The 18,585-nt window shown below is 70.3% G+C and carries 17 protein-coding genes; 8 read left to right on the top strand and 9 right to left on the bottom strand.

Annotated elements, in window-relative coordinates; all coding sequences use genetic code 11:
• The first annotated feature begins 97 nt into the window (after positions 1–97).
• The 6 genes from AB0K28_RS36625 to AB0K28_RS36600 all read left to right on the top strand — a co-directional run bounded on the left by AB0K28_RS36625 (position 98) and on the right by AB0K28_RS36600 (position 6,420).
• On the top strand, positions 98–1,087 hold the full coding sequence (locus AB0K28_RS36625) for a LacI family DNA-binding transcriptional regulator (RefSeq protein ID WP_345397336.1): 990 nt from the start codon (positions 98–100) through the stop codon (positions 1,085–1,087).
• 106 nt (positions 1,088–1,193) lie between these two features.
• Complete coding sequence (locus tag AB0K28_RS36620) at positions 1,194–2,546, top strand: extracellular solute-binding protein (protein ID WP_364379000.1); 1,353 nt, start codon at positions 1,194–1,196, stop codon at positions 2,544–2,546.
• 5 nt (positions 2,547–2,551) lie between these two features.
• Entirely contained in the window at positions 2,552–3,418 is an 867-nt protein-coding gene (locus tag AB0K28_RS36615; RefSeq protein ID WP_364378997.1) for a sugar ABC transporter permease, read from the top strand.
• The gene (locus AB0K28_RS36610) at positions 3,415–4,347 is read left to right on the top strand and encodes a carbohydrate ABC transporter permease (RefSeq protein ID WP_364378994.1); all 933 of its coding nucleotides are present in this window, start codon (positions 3,415–3,417) and stop codon (positions 4,345–4,347) included. The genes AB0K28_RS36615 and AB0K28_RS36610 overlap by 4 nt, the downstream gene beginning before the upstream one ends.
• 4 nt (positions 4,348–4,351) lie before the next feature.
• Positions 4,352–5,866, top strand: coding sequence for a glycoside hydrolase family 13 protein (locus tag AB0K28_RS36605; RefSeq protein WP_364378991.1), 1,515 nt, complete (start codon positions 4,352–4,354; stop codon positions 5,864–5,866).
• A 26-nt stretch (positions 5,867–5,892) separates the two neighbouring features.
• Positions 5,893–6,420, top strand: coding sequence for a carboxymuconolactone decarboxylase family protein (locus AB0K28_RS36600; RefSeq protein ID WP_364378988.1), 528 nt, complete (start codon positions 5,893–5,895; stop codon positions 6,418–6,420).
• 3 nt (positions 6,421–6,423) lie between these two features.
• Here AB0K28_RS36600 and AB0K28_RS36595 read toward each other — a convergent pair whose 3' ends face one another.
• The 8 genes from AB0K28_RS36595 to AB0K28_RS36560 all read right to left on the bottom strand — a co-directional run bounded on the left by AB0K28_RS36595 (position 6,424) and on the right by AB0K28_RS36560 (position 15,596).
• Positions 6,424–7,197, bottom strand: coding sequence for an aminoglycoside phosphotransferase family protein (locus tag AB0K28_RS36595; protein WP_364378985.1), 774 nt, complete (start codon positions 7,195–7,197; stop codon positions 6,424–6,426).
• 33 nt (positions 7,198–7,230) lie between these two features.
• Positions 7,231–8,226 carry a LacI family DNA-binding transcriptional regulator gene (locus AB0K28_RS36590; protein ID WP_345409582.1) on the bottom strand — a complete coding sequence of 332 codons (996 nt, stop codon included), beginning with the start codon at positions 8,224–8,226 and terminating at the stop codon, positions 7,231–7,233.
• Between the two features lie 32 nt (positions 8,227–8,258).
• Complete coding sequence (locus AB0K28_RS36585) at positions 8,259–9,629, bottom strand: GH1 family beta-glucosidase (protein WP_364378982.1); 1,371 nt, start codon at positions 9,627–9,629, stop codon at positions 8,259–8,261.
• Positions 9,626–10,429: a carbohydrate ABC transporter permease gene (locus AB0K28_RS36580; RefSeq protein ID WP_345397360.1), complete on the bottom strand. Its 804-nt coding sequence runs from the start codon at positions 10,427–10,429 to the stop codon at positions 9,626–9,628. The genes AB0K28_RS36585 and AB0K28_RS36580 overlap by 4 nt, the downstream gene beginning before the upstream one ends.
• The gene (locus AB0K28_RS36575; RefSeq protein WP_364378977.1) at positions 10,426–11,388 is read right to left on the bottom strand and encodes a sugar ABC transporter permease; all 963 of its coding nucleotides are present in this window, start codon (positions 11,386–11,388) and stop codon (positions 10,426–10,428) included. The genes AB0K28_RS36580 and AB0K28_RS36575 overlap by 4 nt, the downstream gene beginning before the upstream one ends.
• The gene (locus AB0K28_RS36570) at positions 11,385–12,680 is read right to left on the bottom strand and encodes an ABC transporter substrate-binding protein (protein WP_364378974.1); all 1,296 of its coding nucleotides are present in this window, start codon (positions 12,678–12,680) and stop codon (positions 11,385–11,387) included. Before AB0K28_RS36570 ends, AB0K28_RS36575 begins: the two co-directional genes overlap by 4 nt.
• A gap of 176 nt (positions 12,681–12,856) precedes the next feature.
• Entirely contained in the window at positions 12,857–13,747 is an 891-nt protein-coding gene (locus AB0K28_RS36565) for a serine/threonine-protein kinase (protein ID WP_345397369.1), read from the bottom strand.
• A 40-nt stretch (positions 13,748–13,787) separates the two neighbouring features.
• A complete protein-coding gene (locus tag AB0K28_RS36560; RefSeq protein WP_364378971.1) occupies positions 13,788–15,596 on the bottom strand; it encodes an N-6 DNA methylase in 1,809 nt (602 codons plus the stop codon).
• Positions 15,597–15,673: 77 nt separating this feature from the next.
• On the opposite strand from AB0K28_RS36560, the gene AB0K28_RS36555 reads away from it, so the two are divergent.
• A complete protein-coding gene (locus AB0K28_RS36555; RefSeq protein WP_355411898.1) occupies positions 15,674–16,444 on the top strand; it encodes a protein phosphatase 2C domain-containing protein in 771 nt (256 codons plus the stop codon).
• 181 nt (positions 16,445–16,625) lie between these two features.
• On the top strand, positions 16,626–17,519 hold the full coding sequence (locus AB0K28_RS36550; RefSeq protein WP_364378967.1) for a CHAP domain-containing protein: 894 nt from the start codon (positions 16,626–16,628) through the stop codon (positions 17,517–17,519).
• On the opposite strand, the gene AB0K28_RS36545 is transcribed toward AB0K28_RS36550, so the two are convergent.
• The gene (locus tag AB0K28_RS36545) at positions 17,516–18,565 is read right to left on the bottom strand and encodes a glucose 1-dehydrogenase (RefSeq protein ID WP_345397381.1); all 1,050 of its coding nucleotides are present in this window, start codon (positions 18,563–18,565) and stop codon (positions 17,516–17,518) included. The genes AB0K28_RS36550 and AB0K28_RS36545 overlap by 4 nt on opposite strands.
• Between the last annotated feature and the right edge of the window lie 20 nt (positions 18,566–18,585).

Below are 18,585 nucleotides of genomic sequence, written 5' to 3'. Positions count from 1 at the left end.
CGCAGGCGTGAAGCCGCCGTGAGGGCCGCGCAACGCACGACGTACGGTCTACGTAAGCCGTTGCAAGCGCTTGCGCTGAAGGCCGTATAGTTTGCGCATGACTCGACGACTCGCAGAGGTGGCCAAGAAAGTCGGAGTGAGCGAGGCGACCGTGAGCCGCGTGCTCAACGGCAAGCCCGGGGTGTCCGACGCGACCCGCGAGGCGGTGCTGACGGCGCTCGACGTGCTCGGCTACGAACGCCCCACCCAGCTGCGCGGCGACCGCGCCAGGCTGGTCGGCCTGGTGCTCCCCGAGCTGCAGAACCCGATCTTCCCCGCCTTCGCCGAGGTCGTCGGCGGGGCGCTGGCCCAGCAGGGGTTCACCTCGGTGCTGTGCACCCGCACGGTCGGCGGCGTCTCCGAGGCCGACTACGTCGATCTCCTGCTCCAGCAGCAGGTCAGCGGCGTCGTCTTCGCGGGCGGCCTGTACGCCCAGGCCGACGCCTCCCACGGTCACTACGAGCTGCTGCACGAGCGCAAGCTGCCCACCGTGCTGGTCAACGCCGCCGTCGAGCGCCTCGACTTCCCCCAGGTCTCCTGCGACGACGTGGTGGCCGCCGAGATGGCCGTCGCCCACCTGCGCGCCCTCGGCCACGAGCGCATCGGCATGGTGCTCGGGCCGAAGGACCACATGCCGTCGCGGCGCAAGCTGGAGACGTTCCTCGCGTCCGGCGGCGACGCCGAGCTGGTCGAGCACACCATGTTCTCGCTCGAAGGCGGGCACGCCGCCGCCGCGCGGCTGGTCAGGCGCGGCGTCACCGGCGTCGTCTGCGCCAGCGACCTGCTCGCGCTCGGCACCGTACGCGCCGCGCGCCGTGCGGGGCTCGCCGTGCCCGCCGACATCTCGGTCATCGGCTTCGACGACTCGGCCCTGATGAACTGCACAGAGCCGCCGCTCACCACCGTCCGCCAGCCCATCGACGCCATGGGGCGGGCGGCGGTGGACCTGCTGGTCGCGCAGATCGACAAGGCCGTCGTCCCGGCCGACGAGCTGCTGTTCGAGCCCGAGCTGGTCGTCCGCGCCTCCACGGCCCGCGCCAAGGACTGACCTGCCATGTGATGCAGTCGTTATCTTGCAACTTGAAGTCGAAATCTTGCGCCCTTCGGTCGAGGAACCTATGGTGTGGGCACCTCGCATCAAGAAGGGTCAGACCATGCAGAGATCCACCGGACTCCTGCTCGTAACCGCGCTGAGCCTCACGGCCACCGCATGCGGCTCCGGCGGCGAGCCCGCCACCCCGTCCGCCGGCGGCGCCAAGGCCGTGTCGATCACGGTGGCCTGCCAGCCGGCGAAGTCCGCGCCCAAGGAACGCCAGGCGTGGGACGACGACGTGGCGACGTTCACGAAGGAACACCCCGGCGTGACGGTCAAGAGCACGGACCAGCAGCCGTGCTTCGACCCCAAGACGTTCGGACCCAAGCTGGCGGGCGGCCAGATGGAGACGGCGTTCATGGTGCCGATGACGAACTACGCCGACGTGATCTCCAAGGGCCAGGCGCTCGACATCACGCCGTACACGAGCCTGATCAAGAACTGGAACGACCTGCGCGCCGACCACAAGGAGCTGCTCACCAAGGACGGCAAGGTCTACGGCGTCCCCAACGTGCACTACAGCGTGGGCCTGGTCTACAACCGCGCGCTGTTCACCAAGGCCGGGCTCGACCCCGACGCCCCGCCCCAGACCTGGGCCGAGGTGCGCGAGGCCGCGAAGAAGATCGCCGGGCTGGGCGCCGGCCACATCGGCTACGGCGAGTACTCCGGCGGCAACACCGGCGGCTGGCACTTCACCCAGGCGCTCTACGGCCGCGGCGGCGACGTCCTGACCCCCGACGGCAAGAGCGCCGCCTTCAACTCGCCCGAGGGCAAGGCCGTGCTGCAGACGCTGCACGACATGCGCTGGGCGGACGACAGCATGGGCACCAGGCTCCTGGTCGGCTGGGAGTCGCTGATGGTCGCCATGGGCAGCGGCAAGGTCGGCATGATGCTCGGCGCCCCCGACGTCGTGACCGACGTCGTCACCAAGTTCAAGGGCAACGTCGACGACTACGGCATCACCGGCTTCCCCGAGGCCAAGGCGTCGCTGAGCGGCGGCGAGGCGTTCATGATCAACCCGAAGGCGACCCCTGAGGAGGCCAAGGCCGCGCTCGAGTGGCTCGACTTCCGCTACAACACCGTCGGCAAGGGCCGCTTCGACTTCGCCCGCGGCAAGAGCATCGGCAACCCGGTCGGCGTGCCCGACAACGCGGTGTACGGCGACTCGCCCACCGGCCAGGCGCTCCAGGAGGACCGGGTGAAGAACGCGACCCTGCCGGTCGCCAACTACGACTCCTACGTCAAGGCCGCCGGCACCGTCCCGCCCAAGGCCGAGCCGGCGCACGCCCAGGAGCTGTACGCCGTCCTCGACGTGCCGATGTCGGGCGTGCTCAGCCGTAAGGACGCCGACATCGACCAGCTGCTCGCCGACGCCGAGTCGAAGGTGAACTCGCTGCTGGCGGCCAAGGGCTGACCTCCATGCAGATCTTGAGGCGCAACCTGACGGCCTACGGGTTCTTGTGCGCGGCGCTGTTCTGCTTCACGGTGTTCGCCTGGTATCCCATGGTCAGGGAGTTCATCCTGAGCTTCCAGAAGACCGACCTGATCAACGAGCCGATCTGGGTCGGGCTGCAGAACTTCACGACGGCCTTCCTCGACCCGGCCTTCGGCGAAGCCTGGCTCAACACCCTGGAGTTCACGCTCCTCGCCCTGCTGTGCGGCTACGCCGTGCCGTTCGTCGTCGCGCTCGTCCTGAACGAGCTGCGCCACGCCCGGGCCTACCTGCGGTTCGTGGTCTACCTGCCGGTCATGCTGCCGCCGATCGTGGCGGTGCTGCTGTTCCGGTGGTTCTACGACCCGGGGCCCGGGCTGTTCAACCAGGTGCTCGACTTCTTCGGCCTGCCCGGCCTCGCCTGGCTCGACAGCTCCTCCACCGCGCTGATCTCCCTGGTCATCGTCTCGACCTGGATGAACATGGGCAGCGCGACGCTGATCTACCTGGCCGCGCTGCAGAACATCCCGCCCGAGCTGTACGAGGCGGCCGAGCTCGACGGCGCCGGCATCTGGAAGCGGATCAGGCACGTCACGATCCCGCAGACCCGGCTGATCCTGCTGCTCATGCTGATGCTGCAGATCGTGGCCACCATGCAGGTGTTCATCGAGCCGTACATGCTGACCGGCGGCGGGCCGGAGAACGCGACGGTCACGGTGGCGTACCTGATGTTCCAGAACGCCTTCACGTTGCAGGACTACGGCTCGGCGGGGGCGCTCGGCATGATGCTGATGCTCGTGCTGCTCGTCTTCGCCGCCTTCCAGCTCCGTCTGACCAGGGAGGACAAGGCGTGATCTCCGTCGGAGCCGGGGCGGCCGCCCGCCGCGCCCGGGGCAGGAAGCGCGCGCCGAAGCCGATCGAGGTGCAGTTCCGCACGATCGTCTCGCCGCACCAGCTCAACAGCAGGTGGGGCCGGCGCATCTACTGGCTGGTGCTGGTCGCGGTGCTCGTGCTGTTCACGCTGGCGTTCGTCTTCCCGCTGTACTGGATGGCGACCGGCGCGCTGAAGACGCCCGAGGAACTGGCGCAGATGCCGCCCACGCTCTTCCCCGCCGACCCGTCGCCCGAGGCGTTCTTCGAGGCGTGGGACCTGTTCGACATCGGGACGCTCCTGGCCAACACCGCCTACTACTCGCTCGGCGGCTGGGTGGTCTGCATGGCCGTGGACGTGTCGGCGGCGTACGCGCTGTCGAAGCTGCGGCCGATGTTCGGCAACGTCATCCTCGGCATGATGCTCGCCACGCTGATGATCCCGGCGATGGTGGTGCTGATCCCGCTGTACGTCACGGTCGTCGACCTCGGCCTGCTCAACAACCCGTGGGCGCTGTGGCTGCCGGCCGCCGCCAACGGCTTCAACATCTTCCTGCTCAAGCGCTTCTTCGACTCGATTCCCAGGGAGCTGATCGAGGCGGCGCAGATCGACGGGGCGGGGGCGGTGCGGATCCTGCGTTCTGTGGTCCTGCCGGTCTCCCGGCCCATCCTGGGTGTGGTCTCCATCTTCACGATCGTCACCTCGTTCAAGGACTTCGTCTGGCCGCTGCTGGTCATGACGGACAGCGACAAGATGACGATCAGCGTGGGCCTGTCGCAGACGGCCGGAGCCGTCACCCAGAACCAGGTCATGGGCGGACTGCTGATCACCAGCATCCCCATGGTCATCGTTTTCTTCATCTTCCAACGGCACATCATGGCGGGCCTGACCGCCGGAAGCATCAAGGGATGAGCGCATGTCGCAAACGTGGTGGCGGGGGGCCGCGATCTACCAGGTCTACCTGCGGAGTTTCGCCGACGGGAACGGCGACGGCGTCGGCGATCTCGCCGGCCTGCGCTCCCGCCTGCCGTACCTGAAAGAGCTCGGGATCGACGCCATCTGGCTCAACCCGTGGTATCCGTCGCCGATGGCCGACGGCGGCTACGACGTGGCCGACTACCGCGACATCGAGCCGGTCTTCGGGACGCTGGAGGAGGCCGAGCGGTTCATCGAGGAGGCGCACGACCTCGACATCAAGGTCATCATCGACGTGGTGCCCAACCACAGCTCGACCGAGAGCGCCTGGTTCAAGGAGGCGCTGGCGGACCCGGCGGCGCGCGACCGGTTCTGGTTCGCCGACGAGCCGCTCAACGACTGGCAGTCGATCTTCGGCGGCCCGGCCTGGACGCAGGTGCCCGACGGGCAGTGGTATTTGCACCTGTTCGCCCCCGAGCAGCCCGACCTCAACTGGACGAACCCCGAGGTGCACCGGGAGTTCGAGGACGTGCTGCGGTTCTGGTTCGAGCGCGGGGTGGACGGCTTCCGCATCGACTCGGCGGCGCTGCTCATCAAGTCGGACACGGCGTACGAGGATCTCGACGAGGTCCACGACGTCTACCGCCGCTGGCGCGAGGTGGCCGACGAGTACGGCGAACGCATCCTCATCGGCGAGGTCTGGCTGCCCGACCAGGAGCGCTTCGCCCGCTACCTGCGCCCCGACGAGCTGCACACCGCCTTCAACTTCGACTTCCTGTCCTGTGCGTGGGACCCGCGCGACCTGCGCAGGTCCATCGACCTGACGCTGGCCACGCACACCCCGATCGGCGCCCCGCCGACGTGGGTGCTCTCCAACCACGACGTGACCAGGCCGGTCACCAGGTACGGCCGCGCCGACACCTCGTTCGCCCACGGCGGCGCCCTGCACGGCAGCCCGACGGACCTGGAGCTCGGCTACCGCCGCGCCCGCGCCGCCGCGCTGCTCGCGATGGCGCTGCCCGGCTCCGTCTACGTCTACCAGGGCGAGGAGCTGGGGCTGCCCGAGGTGGAGTACCTGCCGGACGAGGTGCGCCAGGACCCGATGTACGCCCGCTCGGGCGGCACGAACCCGGGCCGCGACGGCTGCCGCATCCCGCTGCCCTGGTCGGGGGACGAGCCGCCGTTCGGGTTCGGCACGGGCACGCCGTGGCTGCCGCAGCCGGAGAGCTGGCGCAAGCTGACCGCCGAGGCGCAGCGTACGGACCTCGGCTCGATGCTCAACCTCTACCGTTCGGCGCTCGGCATCCGCCGCGAGCTGCTCGGTGACGGGACGCTGACCTGGCTGCCGATGGGGGAGGAGGTGCTGGCCTTCACCCGCGACTCGGGCCTGACCAGCGTCACGAACCTGAGCGCCGCCCCGGTGCCGCTTCCCGAGGGCCGCGTGCTGCTGTCCAGCGGCCCGCTGGACGACGGCCTGCTGCCCGCCGACACCACGGTCTGGCTGACCCCCTCCTGACCGAAGGGGCCCGTTACGATCGCGGCATGGCACGCCTGCGACGCACCCCACCGCACGAACTCGGCCCCGAGGCGAAGACGCTCTACGACGGCATCACCTCGGGGCCGCGCGGCCGGTTCATGGTGGACGAGCACGGCGGGCTCACCGGGCCGTTCAACGCCATGCTGCTCAGCCCGCCGGTCGGCGACCCGCTGCAGCGGCTCGGGGCGGCCATCCGCTACCGCTCCACGCTCACCGACCGGGCCAGGGAGCTGGCGATCCTGGTGGTGGCCGGGCACCAGGACAGCGCGTTCGAGCAGTCCGCCCACGAGCCGATCGCCCGCGACCTGGGCTTCGCCGAGGAGCAACTGGCCGCCCTGCGCGCCGGCGACACCCCCGAGCTGGACGACCCGGGGGAGCGGGCCGTGCTCCGCGTCGCCCGCGCCCTGGTCACCAAGGGCGACCTGGACGACGAGGAGTACGCGGTGCTGGGGGAACGCGAGCTGTTCGAGCTGACCACCCTGGTCGGCTACTACACGACCCTGGCACTCCAGCTCCGCGTCTTCCGCGTCTGACGGTCAGCGGGTGGCGCCGGTCGGGTCGGCCAGCCAGGCGTCCAGCGCCGCGCGGGCCGCGCCCGCGCGTTCGGGGAAGCGCAAGGCCCTGACCAGCACCCACAGCGTGCCCTGCAGGCCGCGGGCAGCCAGGCACGTCCGCAGCACGGGATCGCCGGGGTCGGCGCCGTAGGCGCGGACGGCGGCCCTGCCGTCCATCCGCGTCGTCCGCAGCAGGCACGCCAGGTCCCAGCCGACGGGCCCGGCCATGCACTCCTCGAAGTCGTTCCACCGCAGGCCGTCCGGCGTGGCCAGCAGGTTGCCGGGATGCGCGTCGCCGTGCACGGCCTGCGCGGTCGCCGCCACGCCGTCCAGCCGCCGCGCCAGGTCGGCGTGCGCCTCGCGCAGCCGGGCCAGGACGTCGGGCTCGACCGTGCCCGCGAGCAGGTCGAGCAGCCGCAGCGGCTCGTCCAGCACGGGCCCGAGCAGCGGCAGCCCGCCGGGGTGAGTGCGCAGGGCGGCGTGCAGCTCGGCCAGCATCCCGGCGAACGTGGCGGGCGTCGGCACGTGGTCCGGCTCGTGCTCGGCGTACGCCCAGAAGGACAGCGTCACCCCGTCGCGTACGTGCGGCCCGGCCGGCAGCAGGTCACTGGGCGGCACCACCGGCGCGCCCGCCCCGGCGAGGAACGACACGACGTCGAGCTCGCGCGCCAGCGCCTTCTCCGGCCGCGCCCGCCCGAGCGCGGTGACCGTGGGCACCCGCGCCACGACGGGCGCAGGCCGCAGATGGACGCGCAAGAGATCCCGTGCAGGACCTCGGGTCCGCCCACGTCAGGCCGACTCCCGGACGACCAGCTCCGTGGGCAGGATGACCGGGGCGGTGGGGCCGCCCTCGAACAGGTTGAGCAGCAGCCGCACCATGGCCGCCGCCTGCTCCGCGATCGGGTGGCGCAGCGTGGTCAGCGGCGGTTCGGTGTATTTGGCCGCCTCGATGTCGTCGAACCCGACCACCGCCACGTCGTCGGGCACCCGCCGCCCGGCCTGGCGCAGCGACTGCAGCGCGCCCACCGCCATCAGGTCGTTGGCGACGAACACCGCGTCGAGCGCGGGGTCGTCGCGCAGGAGCTGCCGCATCGCGATGGCCCCCGACTCGCGGGTGAAGTCGCCGACCGCGACGATGGAGCGCCGGTCGGAGTCGCGCAGCACGTTGCGGTAGCCGGTCAGCCGATCCTGCCCGGCGATCATGTCCTGCGGCCCCGCGATGGTGGCGATCCTGCGCCGCCCGGTCTCGACCAGGTGGCGCACCCCCGACTCGGCCCCGCCGACGTTGTCGTTGTCGACGAACGGGATCTCGACCGGCACGGCGGGCCGCCCGTAGGAGACCACCGGCACCCGCAGCCGCGACAGGGCCGACGGCAGCGGGTCGGCGCCGTGCATGGACAGCAGCATCACGCCGTCGACGTGGCCGCCGGAGATGTAGCGCTCCACCCGGGCGTGGCTCTTGGGCGAGGACACCAGCATGAGCACGACCTGCTTGTTGACCGCCTCCAGCTCCACCGAGGCCGACCTGATGGCGGTGGAGAACATCGGGTCCTCGGAGAAGACCCGGTTGCCGGGCTCGCTCACGACCAGGGCGACCGAGTCGGTGCGCTGGGTGACGAGGCTGCGCGCGGCCGAGTTGGGGACGTAGCCCAGCTCGTCGATCGCGCGCAGCACGGCGTCGCGGATGTCGGGCGCGACCGTGGTCTGCCCGTTGACGACGCGGGAGGCGGTGGCCCGCGAGACACCCGCCCGGGCGGCGACCGCCTCCAGGGTCGGGCGTCTCATGACTGCACACGAAGGGAGAGCACGGTAAAAATCTACAGGCCGTTCCTGACGATGACGTCCCTGTACCAGAGCGCGCTGTCCTTGGGCATCCGCTCCTGCGTCGCGTAGTCCACGTGCACGATGCCGAAGCGCCGCCGGTAGCCCTCGGCCCACTCGAAGTTGTCGAGCAGCGACCACACCAGGTATCCGCGCAGGTCGGCGCCCGCCTCGATGGCCCGGTGCACCTCGCGCAGGTGCCCGTCCAGGTACGCCACCCGGTCGTCGTCGTGCACCCTGCCGTCCTCGACGACGTCGTCGAAGGCCGCGCCGTTCTCGGTGACCATGAGGCCGACCTGCGGATAGTCCTTGGAGAGCCGGACCAGCAGGCGGGACAGGCCGTCGGGGACGATCGGCCAGCCCATGGCGGTGGTGGGCGCGTCGGCGGGGGCGAACCTGACGCCCTCCGAGCCCGGCCAGGCGGCGTCGGCCGGCAGCCCGGGGCCCGCCTCCACGACGCACGGGTTGTAGTAGTTGATGCCGATCAGGTCGAGCGGCGCGTTGATCAGCTTCAGGTCGCCGTCCTGGATGTGCGCGGTGCCGCCGTTGCGCTCCGCCGCCGCGAGCACCTCCTCCGGGTACGTCCCGTACACCGCCGGGTCGAGGAACTGCCGGGTCAGCAGCGCGTGGATGCGCCGGGCCGCCGCCGCGTCGGCCTCGCCCGCCACCGCCGACGGGTCGTTGACCTGGGCCGGGGTGAGCACGGGCGCGGAGTTGACGACGAGCATGATGCTGCCCGCGCCGGACTCGCGCAGCCGCCTGGCCGCGAGGCCGTGGCCGAGCAGCAGGTGGTGGGCCGAGCGCAGCGCCTCGCCAGGATCGCGGCGGCCCGGGGCGTGCACGCCGTTGCCGTAGCCGAGGAACGCGGCCACCCAGGGCTCGTTGAGCGTGGCCCAGTCGGTGACGCGGTCGCCGAGCTTGTCGTGGACGGCCTGGGCGTAGTCGGCGAACCGGTACGCGGTGTCGCGGTTCGTCCAGCCGCCCCGGTCCTCCAGGGCTTGGGGGAGATCCCAGTGATAAAGCGTGACATAAGGCGAAATGCCGGAGGTGAGCAGCTCGTCCACGAGCCTGTCGTAGAAGGCCAGGCCGCGCGGGTTGATCTCGCCCTCGCCGTCGGGCTGGATGCGCGGCCAGGCCACCGAGAACCGGTAGGCCGCCAGCCGCAGCTCGCGCATCAGGGCGATGTCGTCGCGATAGCGGTGATAGTGATCGCAGGCCACGTCGCCGGTGTCGCCGTCGGCCACCTTCCCGGGGGTGTGGGAGAAGATGTCCCAGATCGACTGGCCCCGTCCGTCCTCCTTGACCGCCCCCTCGATCTGATAGGAGGCCGTGGCGGCTCCCCAGACGAAGTCCTCGGGAAAGATCATCCCTTAACAGCTCCTTGCATGATTCCGCCGATGATTTGCTTGCCGAACAGGGCGAAGACCGCCACGAGCGGCAGCGTGCCGATCGCGGTGCCCGCCAGGCCGAGCACATAGTCGTTGACGTAACCGCTGGCCAGGGTCGACAGCGCCACCTGGACGGTCGGGTTGTCCGGGGTGAGCACGACCAGCGGCCAGAAGTAGTCGTTCCAGGCCGACATGAACGTCAGCATGCCCAGCACCGCCGCCGCCGGCCGCGCGGTGGGCAGCACGACGTGCCAGAACAGCCGCCACGTCGTGCAGCCGTCCACCCGCCCGGCCTCCAGCAGCTCGGTGGGCAGGGCGCGCTGGAGGTACTGCGTCATGAAGAACACGCCGAACGCGTTGACCAGCGCGGGCACGATGAGCGCGTAGTTCGTGCCGGTCCACTCCAGCTTCACCATGAGCATGTAGAGCGGGATGATGCCGAGCTGCGCCGGGACCATCATGGTCGCGACCGTGATCACCAGCATGATGTTCCTGCCCCTGAAACTCAGCTTGGCGAAGGCGAACCCGGCCAGCGTCGAGAAGAACATCACCGCGATCGAGATCGAGCCGGCCACGATCACCGAGTTGAGCAGCGCCAGCCCGAACGGCACGGTGTCGAAGACGCGCGCCACGTTGGCGAAGAAGTTGCCGCCGGGCAGCAGCGGCGGCGGCACCTCGGCCAGCGCCGAGTTGTGCCGGGAGGCCACCACGACGCTGTAGTAGAGCGGGAAGGCAGAGAAGAAGGCCACCGCGATCAGGGTCAGGTAACGCAGCCTCACAGCAGACCGCCCTTCACGCGACGGGTGAGGAGGAAGTTGATGCCGGCGACGACCACCACGGCCACGAACATCAGCCAGGAGGCCGCGGAGGCGTACCCGAAGTCGAACGTCGCGTTCGCGAAGCCCTGCTCGTAGACGAACAGCGCCAGCGTCTGGAACTGCCGGTCGGGCCCGCCCGTGGCGATGCCGCCACCGCCGCCGCTGCTCTGCCCGAACAGCATCGGCTCGGCGATGATCTGCATCGCGCCGATCGTCGAGACGATGACCACGAAGATGATCGTCGGCCGGATCATGGGGATGGTGATGCGGCGGAGCTGGGTGAAGCTGCTCGCGCCGTCGAGGGTGGCGGCCTCGTACAGATCGCGCGGTACGGCCTGCATGGCCGCGAGGAAGATCAGCGCGTTGTACCCGGTCCAGCGCCACATGATCATCACCGAGAGTGCGACGTGCGAGCTGGCCGTGCCCGCCGCCCAGTCGATCTGGCCGACCCCGAACCAGGACAGGATCCAGTTGATCATGCCGAAGTCGCGGCCGAAAAGCTGGCTGAAGATCACGACCACCGCGACCACGCTGGTGACGTTCGGCAGCAGCAGCGCGACCCTGAACAACGTCTGCAACCGCAGCCGCCGGTTCAGCAGGTGCGCGAGCCAGATGGCCAGCGCGAGCTGCGGCACGGTGGACAGGATCCCGATGGACAGGGTGTTGAAGGTGGCGTTCCAGAAGTAGGAGTCGGCCAGCAGCGTCGAATAGTTGCCGAGGCCGATGAACTCCTGCGTCTCCGACAGCAACGTCCACTCGTGCAGGCTCACCCAGGCCGTGTAGACCAGCGGGAAGAGCCCGAAGGCGCAGAACAGCAGGAAGAAGGGGGCCACGTAGGCGTACGGCGACACCCTCACGTCGAGGGTGTGCCGCACGCTGCGCCTACGCCTCTGCGTGACCGCGAGAGGAAGGGAGCTCATTTGATCTTCTTGACGTCCTCGAGCACCTGCGCCCACGCCTCGTCCGGCGTCTGCTTGCCCTGCTCGACGCGGCCGAGCCCGTTGCCGATGGCGGTGCGCACGTCGGCCTCCTTCGGGCCGAGGTGCTGCGGCTTGAGCGCCTTGGCGGCGTCGGAGTAGATCTTGCCGATGGGGGCGTCACCGAAGAACGGCTTGGTGAAGGTCTGGATCGACGGGTCGTCGTACAGCGAGGGGATCGAGGGGAACGTGCCCTCCTCCTTGAAGACCTTGGCCTGGTTCTCCTTGGAGGTGAGGAAGTCGATCAGCTCGGCCGCCTCCTTCGGGTGCTTGCTCTGCTTCGGCACCATGAGGTGCGAGCCGCCGCTGTTGCCCGAACCGCCCGGCACCGCCGCGATGTCCCACTTGCCGGCCGAGTCCTTGGCCTGCTCCTGGATGAAGCCGGTCATCCAGGCCGGGCAGATGATCGTGGCGAACGAGCCCTTGGCGAAGCCGGTGTTCCACGGCGGGGAGAAGGCGGCCAGCTTGGCGGTCAGGCCCTCCTGGGTGATCCGGTTCGACAGGTCCCAGGCCTTCTTCACGTCGGGGTTGGACTCGACGATGATGGTGTCCTGGTCGTCGTACAGGCCGACGGGGGCCTGGTTGACCATCGCACGGAAGATCTCACCCGGCGAGTCCACGAACTTGGCGCCGGCCACGTTCGCCGCGGCGAACTTCTTGCCGGTCGCGATGTACTCCTCCCAGGTCGGCCAGAGCGCCGAGACCTTCTCGCGGTCGTCGGGCAGCCCGGCCTTCTTGAACAGGTCCTTGCGGTAGCACATGGCCAGGCCGCCGACGTCGGTGCCGAGGCCGAGGACCTGCGAGCCGTCCTTGGACAGGCCCTGCTGCCACTTCCAGTCGAGGTACTCCGGCTGGCGCTTGTCGAGGCCGTACTGCTTGAGGTCGACGAACTTGCCGGGCTGGGCGGTGAAGGTGCTGATGTAGCCGACCTCGACCGCGGCGACGTCTCCCGCGCCCGCGTTGGTCGCCAGCCGCTTGACCAGGTTGCTGTGGTGGTCGTTGAACTGGGTGACGTTCTCGACGATCTCGATGTTCGGGTGCGTCTTCTTGTATTCCTCGTAGAGCGGCTGGAAGCCGAAGTCGCCGAACAGGTCGACGGTCAGCTTGATCTTCTCGCCGGGCTTGGCGCTCGACTCGGCCGCGGTGCCGTCGCCGCCTCCGCCACAGGCCGTCGCCAGGGCGAGGACGGACGCGGTGAGCAGGGGCAGGCCGAGCCGATGGATGCGAGGGGCCATCGAAACCCTCCTGGGTCTCTTGCAAAGGGGGTGGGTGAGAGAGCGCTCTCTCAGAAGATTCGCGGTGCTCACAGGGCTCTGTCAACGGGAGTTACATAACGAATGCGTTATCCGTGAGAGCGCGATCTCACGTGTTCAGACGCTGTTTCCCGAGGTGGTGCGGAAGAGGAACCGGTTCAGCCGGTGAGCGCGCGGCCGGCCATGCGGGCGTACATGCGGCCGGGGCTCGGCGCCGTGGTGAGGAAGCCGGGCAGCATGGGCAGCGCCACCGCGAAGGGGTCGAGGCGCTCGTACAGCTCGTCGGCGTCGGCGGGGCGGTCGGCGGGCTGCTTCTCCAGCAGCTGCGCCAGCAGCGCGCCCAGCGGCTCGGGCAGCCCGGGGATGTCCGGCGGGCGCTCCTTGACCTGCTTCTCGAAGACGACGTAGTCGGTCGGCCCGGTGAAGAGCTGTCGTCCCGAGAGCATCTCGTGCAGCACGCAGCCGAGGGAGTAGAGGTCGCTGCGCGGCTCGGTGACGCCGTGCTGGATCTGCTCGGGCGCCATGTACGCCGGCGTGCCCAGGATCTGCCCGATCCTGGTGAACGTCGTCACGTCGGACTCCCTGAGCATCGCCAGGCCGAAGTCCAGCACCTTCACGCTGCCGTCGGGGCAGAGCATGAGGTTGGTCGGCTTGAGGTCGCGATGGCAGATCGACAGCGCGTGGGCCGCCGACAGCACCGCGCACGCCTGCGCCGCGATCGCCGCCGCCCACGGCACCGGCAGCGGCCCGTGCTCGTGCACCAGATCGGCCACGGTGACGCCCTCGATGAACTGCATCACCTGGTAGAGCCGCTGCTCGTGGGTGCCGAAGTCGTACAGCACGGGAGCGCCGGGATGCTCCAGCCTGGCGAGGATCCGCGCCTCCCTGATGAAGCGGCGCTCCAGCTCGTGATCGGGGCCGCTGGGCAGGCGCAGCAGCTTCACCGCCACCCTGCGGTCGAGGTGGCGGTCATGGCCCGCGTAGACGGCGCCCATGCCGCCTTGCCCGAGAGGGAGGTCGTCGAGCTCGTAGCGGTCACCGATGACCATAAACCCCCTCTCCCGCAGCCTTCCGGAGAAAACTACACCGTCAGGACTGCGGGTGCAGGTGGCCGTCGGCGAGGCCGTCGAGGCCCAGCCGGATCAGCGTCTGCCCCAGCGTCGAGGTCTCGCGGATGGCGTCCTCCAGCACGGCCAGCTGACGGAACGCCGCGCCGTACGCCTTCTGCTCCTTCAGCGACAGCCGGGGCAGCCGGGCGCGGCGCACGTCGAACCTGCTGGAGCCGGTCGTCACCCGCCCGCCCGCGGCCCGCAGGAACCCGGCGAGGAAGTCGGGGTCGAGCCGGCGCCCGTCCACGCGATAGAGCGTCAGGTGCGGTCCGAGCACCGCCCCGCCGTCGGCGATCACGCGGACGGCGGAGTAGGAGGCCACGACGTCGCCCGCCCTGATCGGCACCAGGCCCTGCTGCATCGTGGTCGAGCCGGACGGCGAGCCGCCGTTGAGCAGGTCGTCGGAGGTCAGCACCGGGATGTCGCCCCCGTCGGCGGCCATCTTGGGCGGCGCCTGCGAGGTGGTGACCAGGCCCTCCTTGATGAGGTCGCCGAGCGTCGTGGCGGGCTGGTCGAGCGGCTGCTCCAGCACCTTCAGGTCCGGCGGGACCGCCGTGGCGGCCAGGAAGCGGTCGCGGGCCTCGGCGAAGGCCCGGCCCACGTCGTCGCGCCGCTGGTGCCTGGCCGGGGTCATGTCGACCTCGTCGGCCAGCAGGTCGATGATGCGGACGGTCTGGTCGGAACGGTCCTCCACGTACGCCTGCCAGGCCGGCTCCACCGCCGACAGGTCGGCTGTGGCGTCGAGGATCAGCACCTCCGACGGCGGGCGCTCACCGGCGGCCGGGCGGCGCAACAGCCACAGGTCGCTGCCGGGCAGCGCCACGACGGCCCGCAGGGCGCCCGCGCGCAGCAGGTTGGCCCTGATGCGGCGGCCCGCCTTGCGGCTGGCGGCGGCCGGCGGCATCAGGATGGCCACCAGGCCGCGCGGCTTGACGTGGGTGAGGCAGTGCTGAACCCAGGCCAGCTCGGGCTCGCCCCTGGGCGGCAGGCCGTACTCCCAGCGGGGGTCGCCGGTCAGCTCCTCATAGCCCCAGGCCCGCTCGTTGAACGGCGGGTCGCACACCACCGCGTCGGCGCGCTCGCCGGCGAAGCCGTCGCGCCGCATGGAGTCGCCGGCCACGATCGTGGCCTCGACGCCGCGCAGCCGCAGCCGGGAGGCGGCGATGGCGGCGGAGGTCTCGCTGAGCTCCTGGCCGAGGATGCGGCCCGCGCGGCTGGAGGCCAGCAGCAGCGTGCCGACGCCGCACGCGGGGTCGAGCACGGTGGCGCCGTCGGCGCCGGCCAGCCGGACCATGAGCGCGGCGACGTCGTCGCGGGTGACCGAGAGCTGGCGCGAGTGGGCCTCGAGATAACGCTCGCAGAGGAACTCGTACGCACGCAGCGGCCCCAGCTCCTTACCCAGCTCCAGGATGAGCCCGGTCAGCTCGGGATCGAGCGCCCCCGGATGACCTGCGGTTTCCTGGCCGGGGGCGTCAGTCCGGCCGTCGCCGGCGGCGTGGGCCGCGCCGGTCAGCAGCGCTCCCGCGCGGGCCACCAGCTCGCCCAGCCGCAAATCTCCGGCGGCTTTCAGGCGTTGCCACGCCCGATCTCCCAGGGAGACCTGGTAGGACTTCCCATAGCGACGCAGCCATGACTCGACCTGCCGCAGCGAGAACAGCGGCTGGTTGGCGGTGCCGCCGATGGGCTGGGGGAAGTCGTCGTGGCGACGGCGCCAGTTGCTCACCGCGGCCCGCCCGACGCCGGCGAGCCGGGCGATGTCCCCGGCGTTGACGGTCGGGTCGTGGCTCATGGAGCCCACAGTAGTTCACAACGAGTCTTCAGCGCATCTGCTTGTGAAGTCTTTCAACCAATGATTTACTGCAGGGTATGAAGCACAACATCCGCTATGCCGCCGGATCAGATGTGGGCCGCCGCAGGGAGCAGAACGAGGATTCTGGCTACGCGAGCGGCCGGTTGCTCGTGGTGGCTGACGGGATGGGTGGACACGCGGCCGGCGAGCTGGCGAGCTCGGCGGCGATCGCCGTCATGCGCGAGCTGGATGCCACGCTTCCCGAGACGGGCGCCGACCTCGAGGCGGCCCTGGAGGGCGCCGTGCACGAGGCGGCACGCAGGCTGGTCGAGCTGGCCGACATCGACCCCGCTCGCAGGGGGATGGGGACCACGGTGACCGCCATGCTCTGGGACGGCTACCGCTTCGCCCTGGCTCATCTCGGTGACTCCCGCGGATATCTGCTTCGCGATGGCGCTCTCTACCAGATGACCAAGGATCACACACTTGTGCAGTCGATGGTGGACGAAGGGCGCATCACGGAGGACCAGGCCGCCGTGCACCCCCGGCGGTCGATGGTGCTGCGCGTGTTGGGCAGCGAGGGACGGGCGGAGCCCGACATGGCGCTGCGCGAAGCCGAGCCTGATGACCGCTACCTCCTCTGCTCCGACGGGCTCACGACCGTGCTCGGGCCCGAGGTCCTGCACGAGGTGCTGACCAATGTGGCAGACCCGGCGGCGGCCGTCCAGCGGCTCATCGACCTCGCCAACGAGGGCGGCTCGCCCGACAACGTCACCGTGATCGTGGCCGACGTCGTGGCGCCGGGCGCGGGGGACGTGACCGTCTACCGTGTGGGCGCCGGCTCCTAAATCACGTAGTAGCCCGTCTCATCAGCATCAGCAGTAACACAACCGAAATTTCGGCTCATAGGGTGACACTTTCGAGGTGACCCGCGCGCATTCTCGATGGCGCTACTACAGTCCATCGTGATTCGCCGGTTTTCTTGGAGGAGTCACGCTGGACCCGATCGCCGACAAGCTGCTGAAGACGGTGCGACAGGAACTCGGATACAAGGAGAAGAGCGGCCAGTTCACCAAGTTCGGTCAGTGGTACGCCGATCGTGTCCAGGACACCCAATACCGCGACGCGCCGTGGTGCGACATGTTCCTCGCCTGGGCCGCGGACAAGGCCGGCGTCTCCGACTACGTCGGGGAGTTCGCCTGGACGCCCTCCCACGCGGCCTGGTTCATCCAGAAGGACGCGTGGAGCCAGCGTCCTGAGCCGGGCGCGCTGGTCTTCTTCGACTGGCGCGGCGGCAAGAGCTACAAGGGCATCGACCACGTCGGCGTCGTCGAGCGGGTGGCCGGCAAGAAGATCCACACCATCGAGGCGAACGTCGATCGCGTCTGGCTCAAACGCAAGACCAGAGAGACCGACAAGGTCGTGGGCTACGGCATCCCGCGCCTGGTCAAGGCCAAGGCCGACGAGGAGGAGATCCGCTCGACCGAGCAGCCCTTCGTCTCGCCGCCGCGGACGCAGACCGGGCACGGCTCGCCCTTCGACGTCTTAGGCACGCCGCCCGCGTTACTGGCCGTGATGGTGCTGACGACGATCATCCTCTCGCTGCGCGTCACCCGCCGCCGCGGCACGCATCGCCGCCTCGCGTGGCCGTGGCTCGGAGGCCGCCCTTCCAGCGCCCCTGACATCCAGCGCGTCCCGTCTCCCAGGAACCCGTTCGCGGGCGAGGGAGCCGCCAAGGGCGCCGAGCGCAAGCCCGCCAGGCCGCAACCCAGGCCCGCTCCTTCCCAGCCCGCCCGGCCCCAGCCCGCCAAGGCGCAGGGCGCGGCGCCCGCGCGTCCCGCGCGTCCGCGGGTGCCCGCCGGTTCCGGTTCCGCCGCCGCCGAGCACGCCCCGAGACGGCGCAGGCCGTACGACGAGGGCTAGGCCGTCAGGTCGATCACCGCCTTGACGTCCTTGGCCGGCTCGAACGCCTCCAGCGCCCGCGTCAGCGGCACCCGCCGGGTGATGAGCCGCTCCAGCCACCCCCGGTCGGCCCGCGCCAGCGCCTCGGCCGCCGCGCGGAAGTGCCGCAGGTTCGCGTTGACCGTTCCGAAGACCACGTCGTTCTCCAGCACGATGTCCCGGTTGATGACGCCCGCGTCCACGCGGTGCGCCCGCCCGCCGGGAGCCAGCCCGCACAGGCACACGATGCCCACCGCCGCGGTGGTCGTGAGCGAGTCGATGACGAGCTGCCCCGCGCCCGTGCACTCGATGATGATGTCCGGCTTGGCCTGCTGGAAGTCCTCCAGCGTCGAGGACGAGTGGTAGATGCCTCCCAGCTCCTCCACGAGGCTCGACTTGAGCCCCGGCGGTGACCGGTCGAGCACGTGCGTCTCCAGCCCGCGCTGCCGGCCGAACAGCGCCGCCAGCAGCCCGATCGGCCCGGCGCCCGTCACCAGCAGCGTGCGCGGCTCGAACCACGCCCTGGCGCCGATGCGCTCGATCTGCTCCCATGCCTTGGCGACCACGGAGGCGGGCTCCACCAGCACGCCGAGGGTGTCCAGCGCGGGATCGACGCGGACGGCGTAGGCGGCCTCGATCGTCCACCGCTCGCTGCCGAAGCCGTCCAGCTCCTTGATGCCCCGCTCGGTGTAGCGGCCGTTGCGGCACATGTCGAACTCGCCGCGCCGGCACGCGCCGCACGGCTCGGGGTCGGGCCGGCGGACGACGCCCACCACCAGGTCGCCGGGCGAGAACGCGGAGCCGTCGGGGGCCCGCAGCACCCGGCCGAGCGACTCGTGCCCGATGATCAGTCGCTCCTCGCCGGGTGGCGGCCAGCCGTAGTCGCCCTGCTCCAGCTCCCTGTCGGTCCCGCAGATCCCCAGGGCGAGCCCCTGGACGAGCAGCTCGCCCTGGCGCGGCTCGGGGTCGGGCACCTCCCGCACCTCCAGCGTGCCCTTGCCGCCCGGCACGAACGTGAGCGCGCGCATCGCCTCACCTCCTCGCCACG

The organism is Nonomuraea sp. NPDC049504 (assembly GCF_040676845.1).
Classification (GTDB): Bacteria; Actinomycetota; Actinomycetes; order Streptosporangiales; family Streptosporangiaceae; genus Nonomuraea; species Nonomuraea salmonea.
The sequence above is the reverse complement of the archived record's forward strand: the minus strand, read 5'-3'. Positions and strand labels throughout refer to the sequence as shown.

Bases quoted from the DNA above. Each gene is read 5' to 3' on its own strand.
- AB0K28_RS36625 (WP_345397336.1), top strand. From the start codon at position 98: ATGACTCGACGACTCGCAGAGGTGGCCAAGAAAGTCGGAGTGAGCGAG.
- AB0K28_RS36620 (WP_364379000.1), top strand. From the start codon at position 1,194: ATGCAGAGATCCACCGGACTCCTGCTCGTAACCGCGCTGAGCCTCACG.
- AB0K28_RS36615 (WP_364378997.1), top strand. From the start codon at position 2,552: ATGCAGATCTTGAGGCGCAACCTGACGGCCTACGGGTTCTTGTGCGCG.
- AB0K28_RS36605 (WP_364378991.1), top strand. From the start codon at position 4,352: ATGTCGCAAACGTGGTGGCGGGGGGCCGCGATCTACCAGGTCTACCTG.
- AB0K28_RS36600 (WP_364378988.1), top strand. From the start codon at position 5,893: ATGGCACGCCTGCGACGCACCCCACCGCACGAACTCGGCCCCGAGGCG.
- AB0K28_RS36590 (WP_345409582.1), bottom strand. From the start codon at position 8,226: ATGAGACGCCCGACCCTGGAGGCGGTCGCCGCCCGGGCGGGTGTCTCG.
- AB0K28_RS36585 (WP_364378982.1), bottom strand. From the start codon at position 9,629: ATGATCTTTCCCGAGGACTTCGTCTGGGGAGCCGCCACGGCCTCCTAT.
- AB0K28_RS36575 (WP_364378977.1), bottom strand. From the start codon at position 11,388: ATGAGCTCCCTTCCTCTCGCGGTCACGCAGAGGCGTAGGCGCAGCGTG.
- AB0K28_RS36570 (WP_364378974.1), bottom strand. From the start codon at position 12,680: ATGGCCCCTCGCATCCATCGGCTCGGCCTGCCCCTGCTCACCGCGTCC.
- AB0K28_RS36565 (WP_345397369.1), bottom strand. From the start codon at position 13,747: ATGGTCATCGGTGACCGCTACGAGCTCGACGACCTCCCTCTCGGGCAA.
- AB0K28_RS36560 (WP_364378971.1), bottom strand. From the start codon at position 15,596: ATGAGCCACGACCCGACCGTCAACGCCGGGGACATCGCCCGGCTCGCC.
- AB0K28_RS36555 (WP_355411898.1), top strand. From the start codon at position 15,674: ATGAAGCACAACATCCGCTATGCCGCCGGATCAGATGTGGGCCGCCGC.
- AB0K28_RS36545 (WP_345397381.1), bottom strand. From the start codon at position 18,565: ATGCGCGCGCTCACGTTCGTGCCGGGCGGCAAGGGCACGCTGGAGGTG.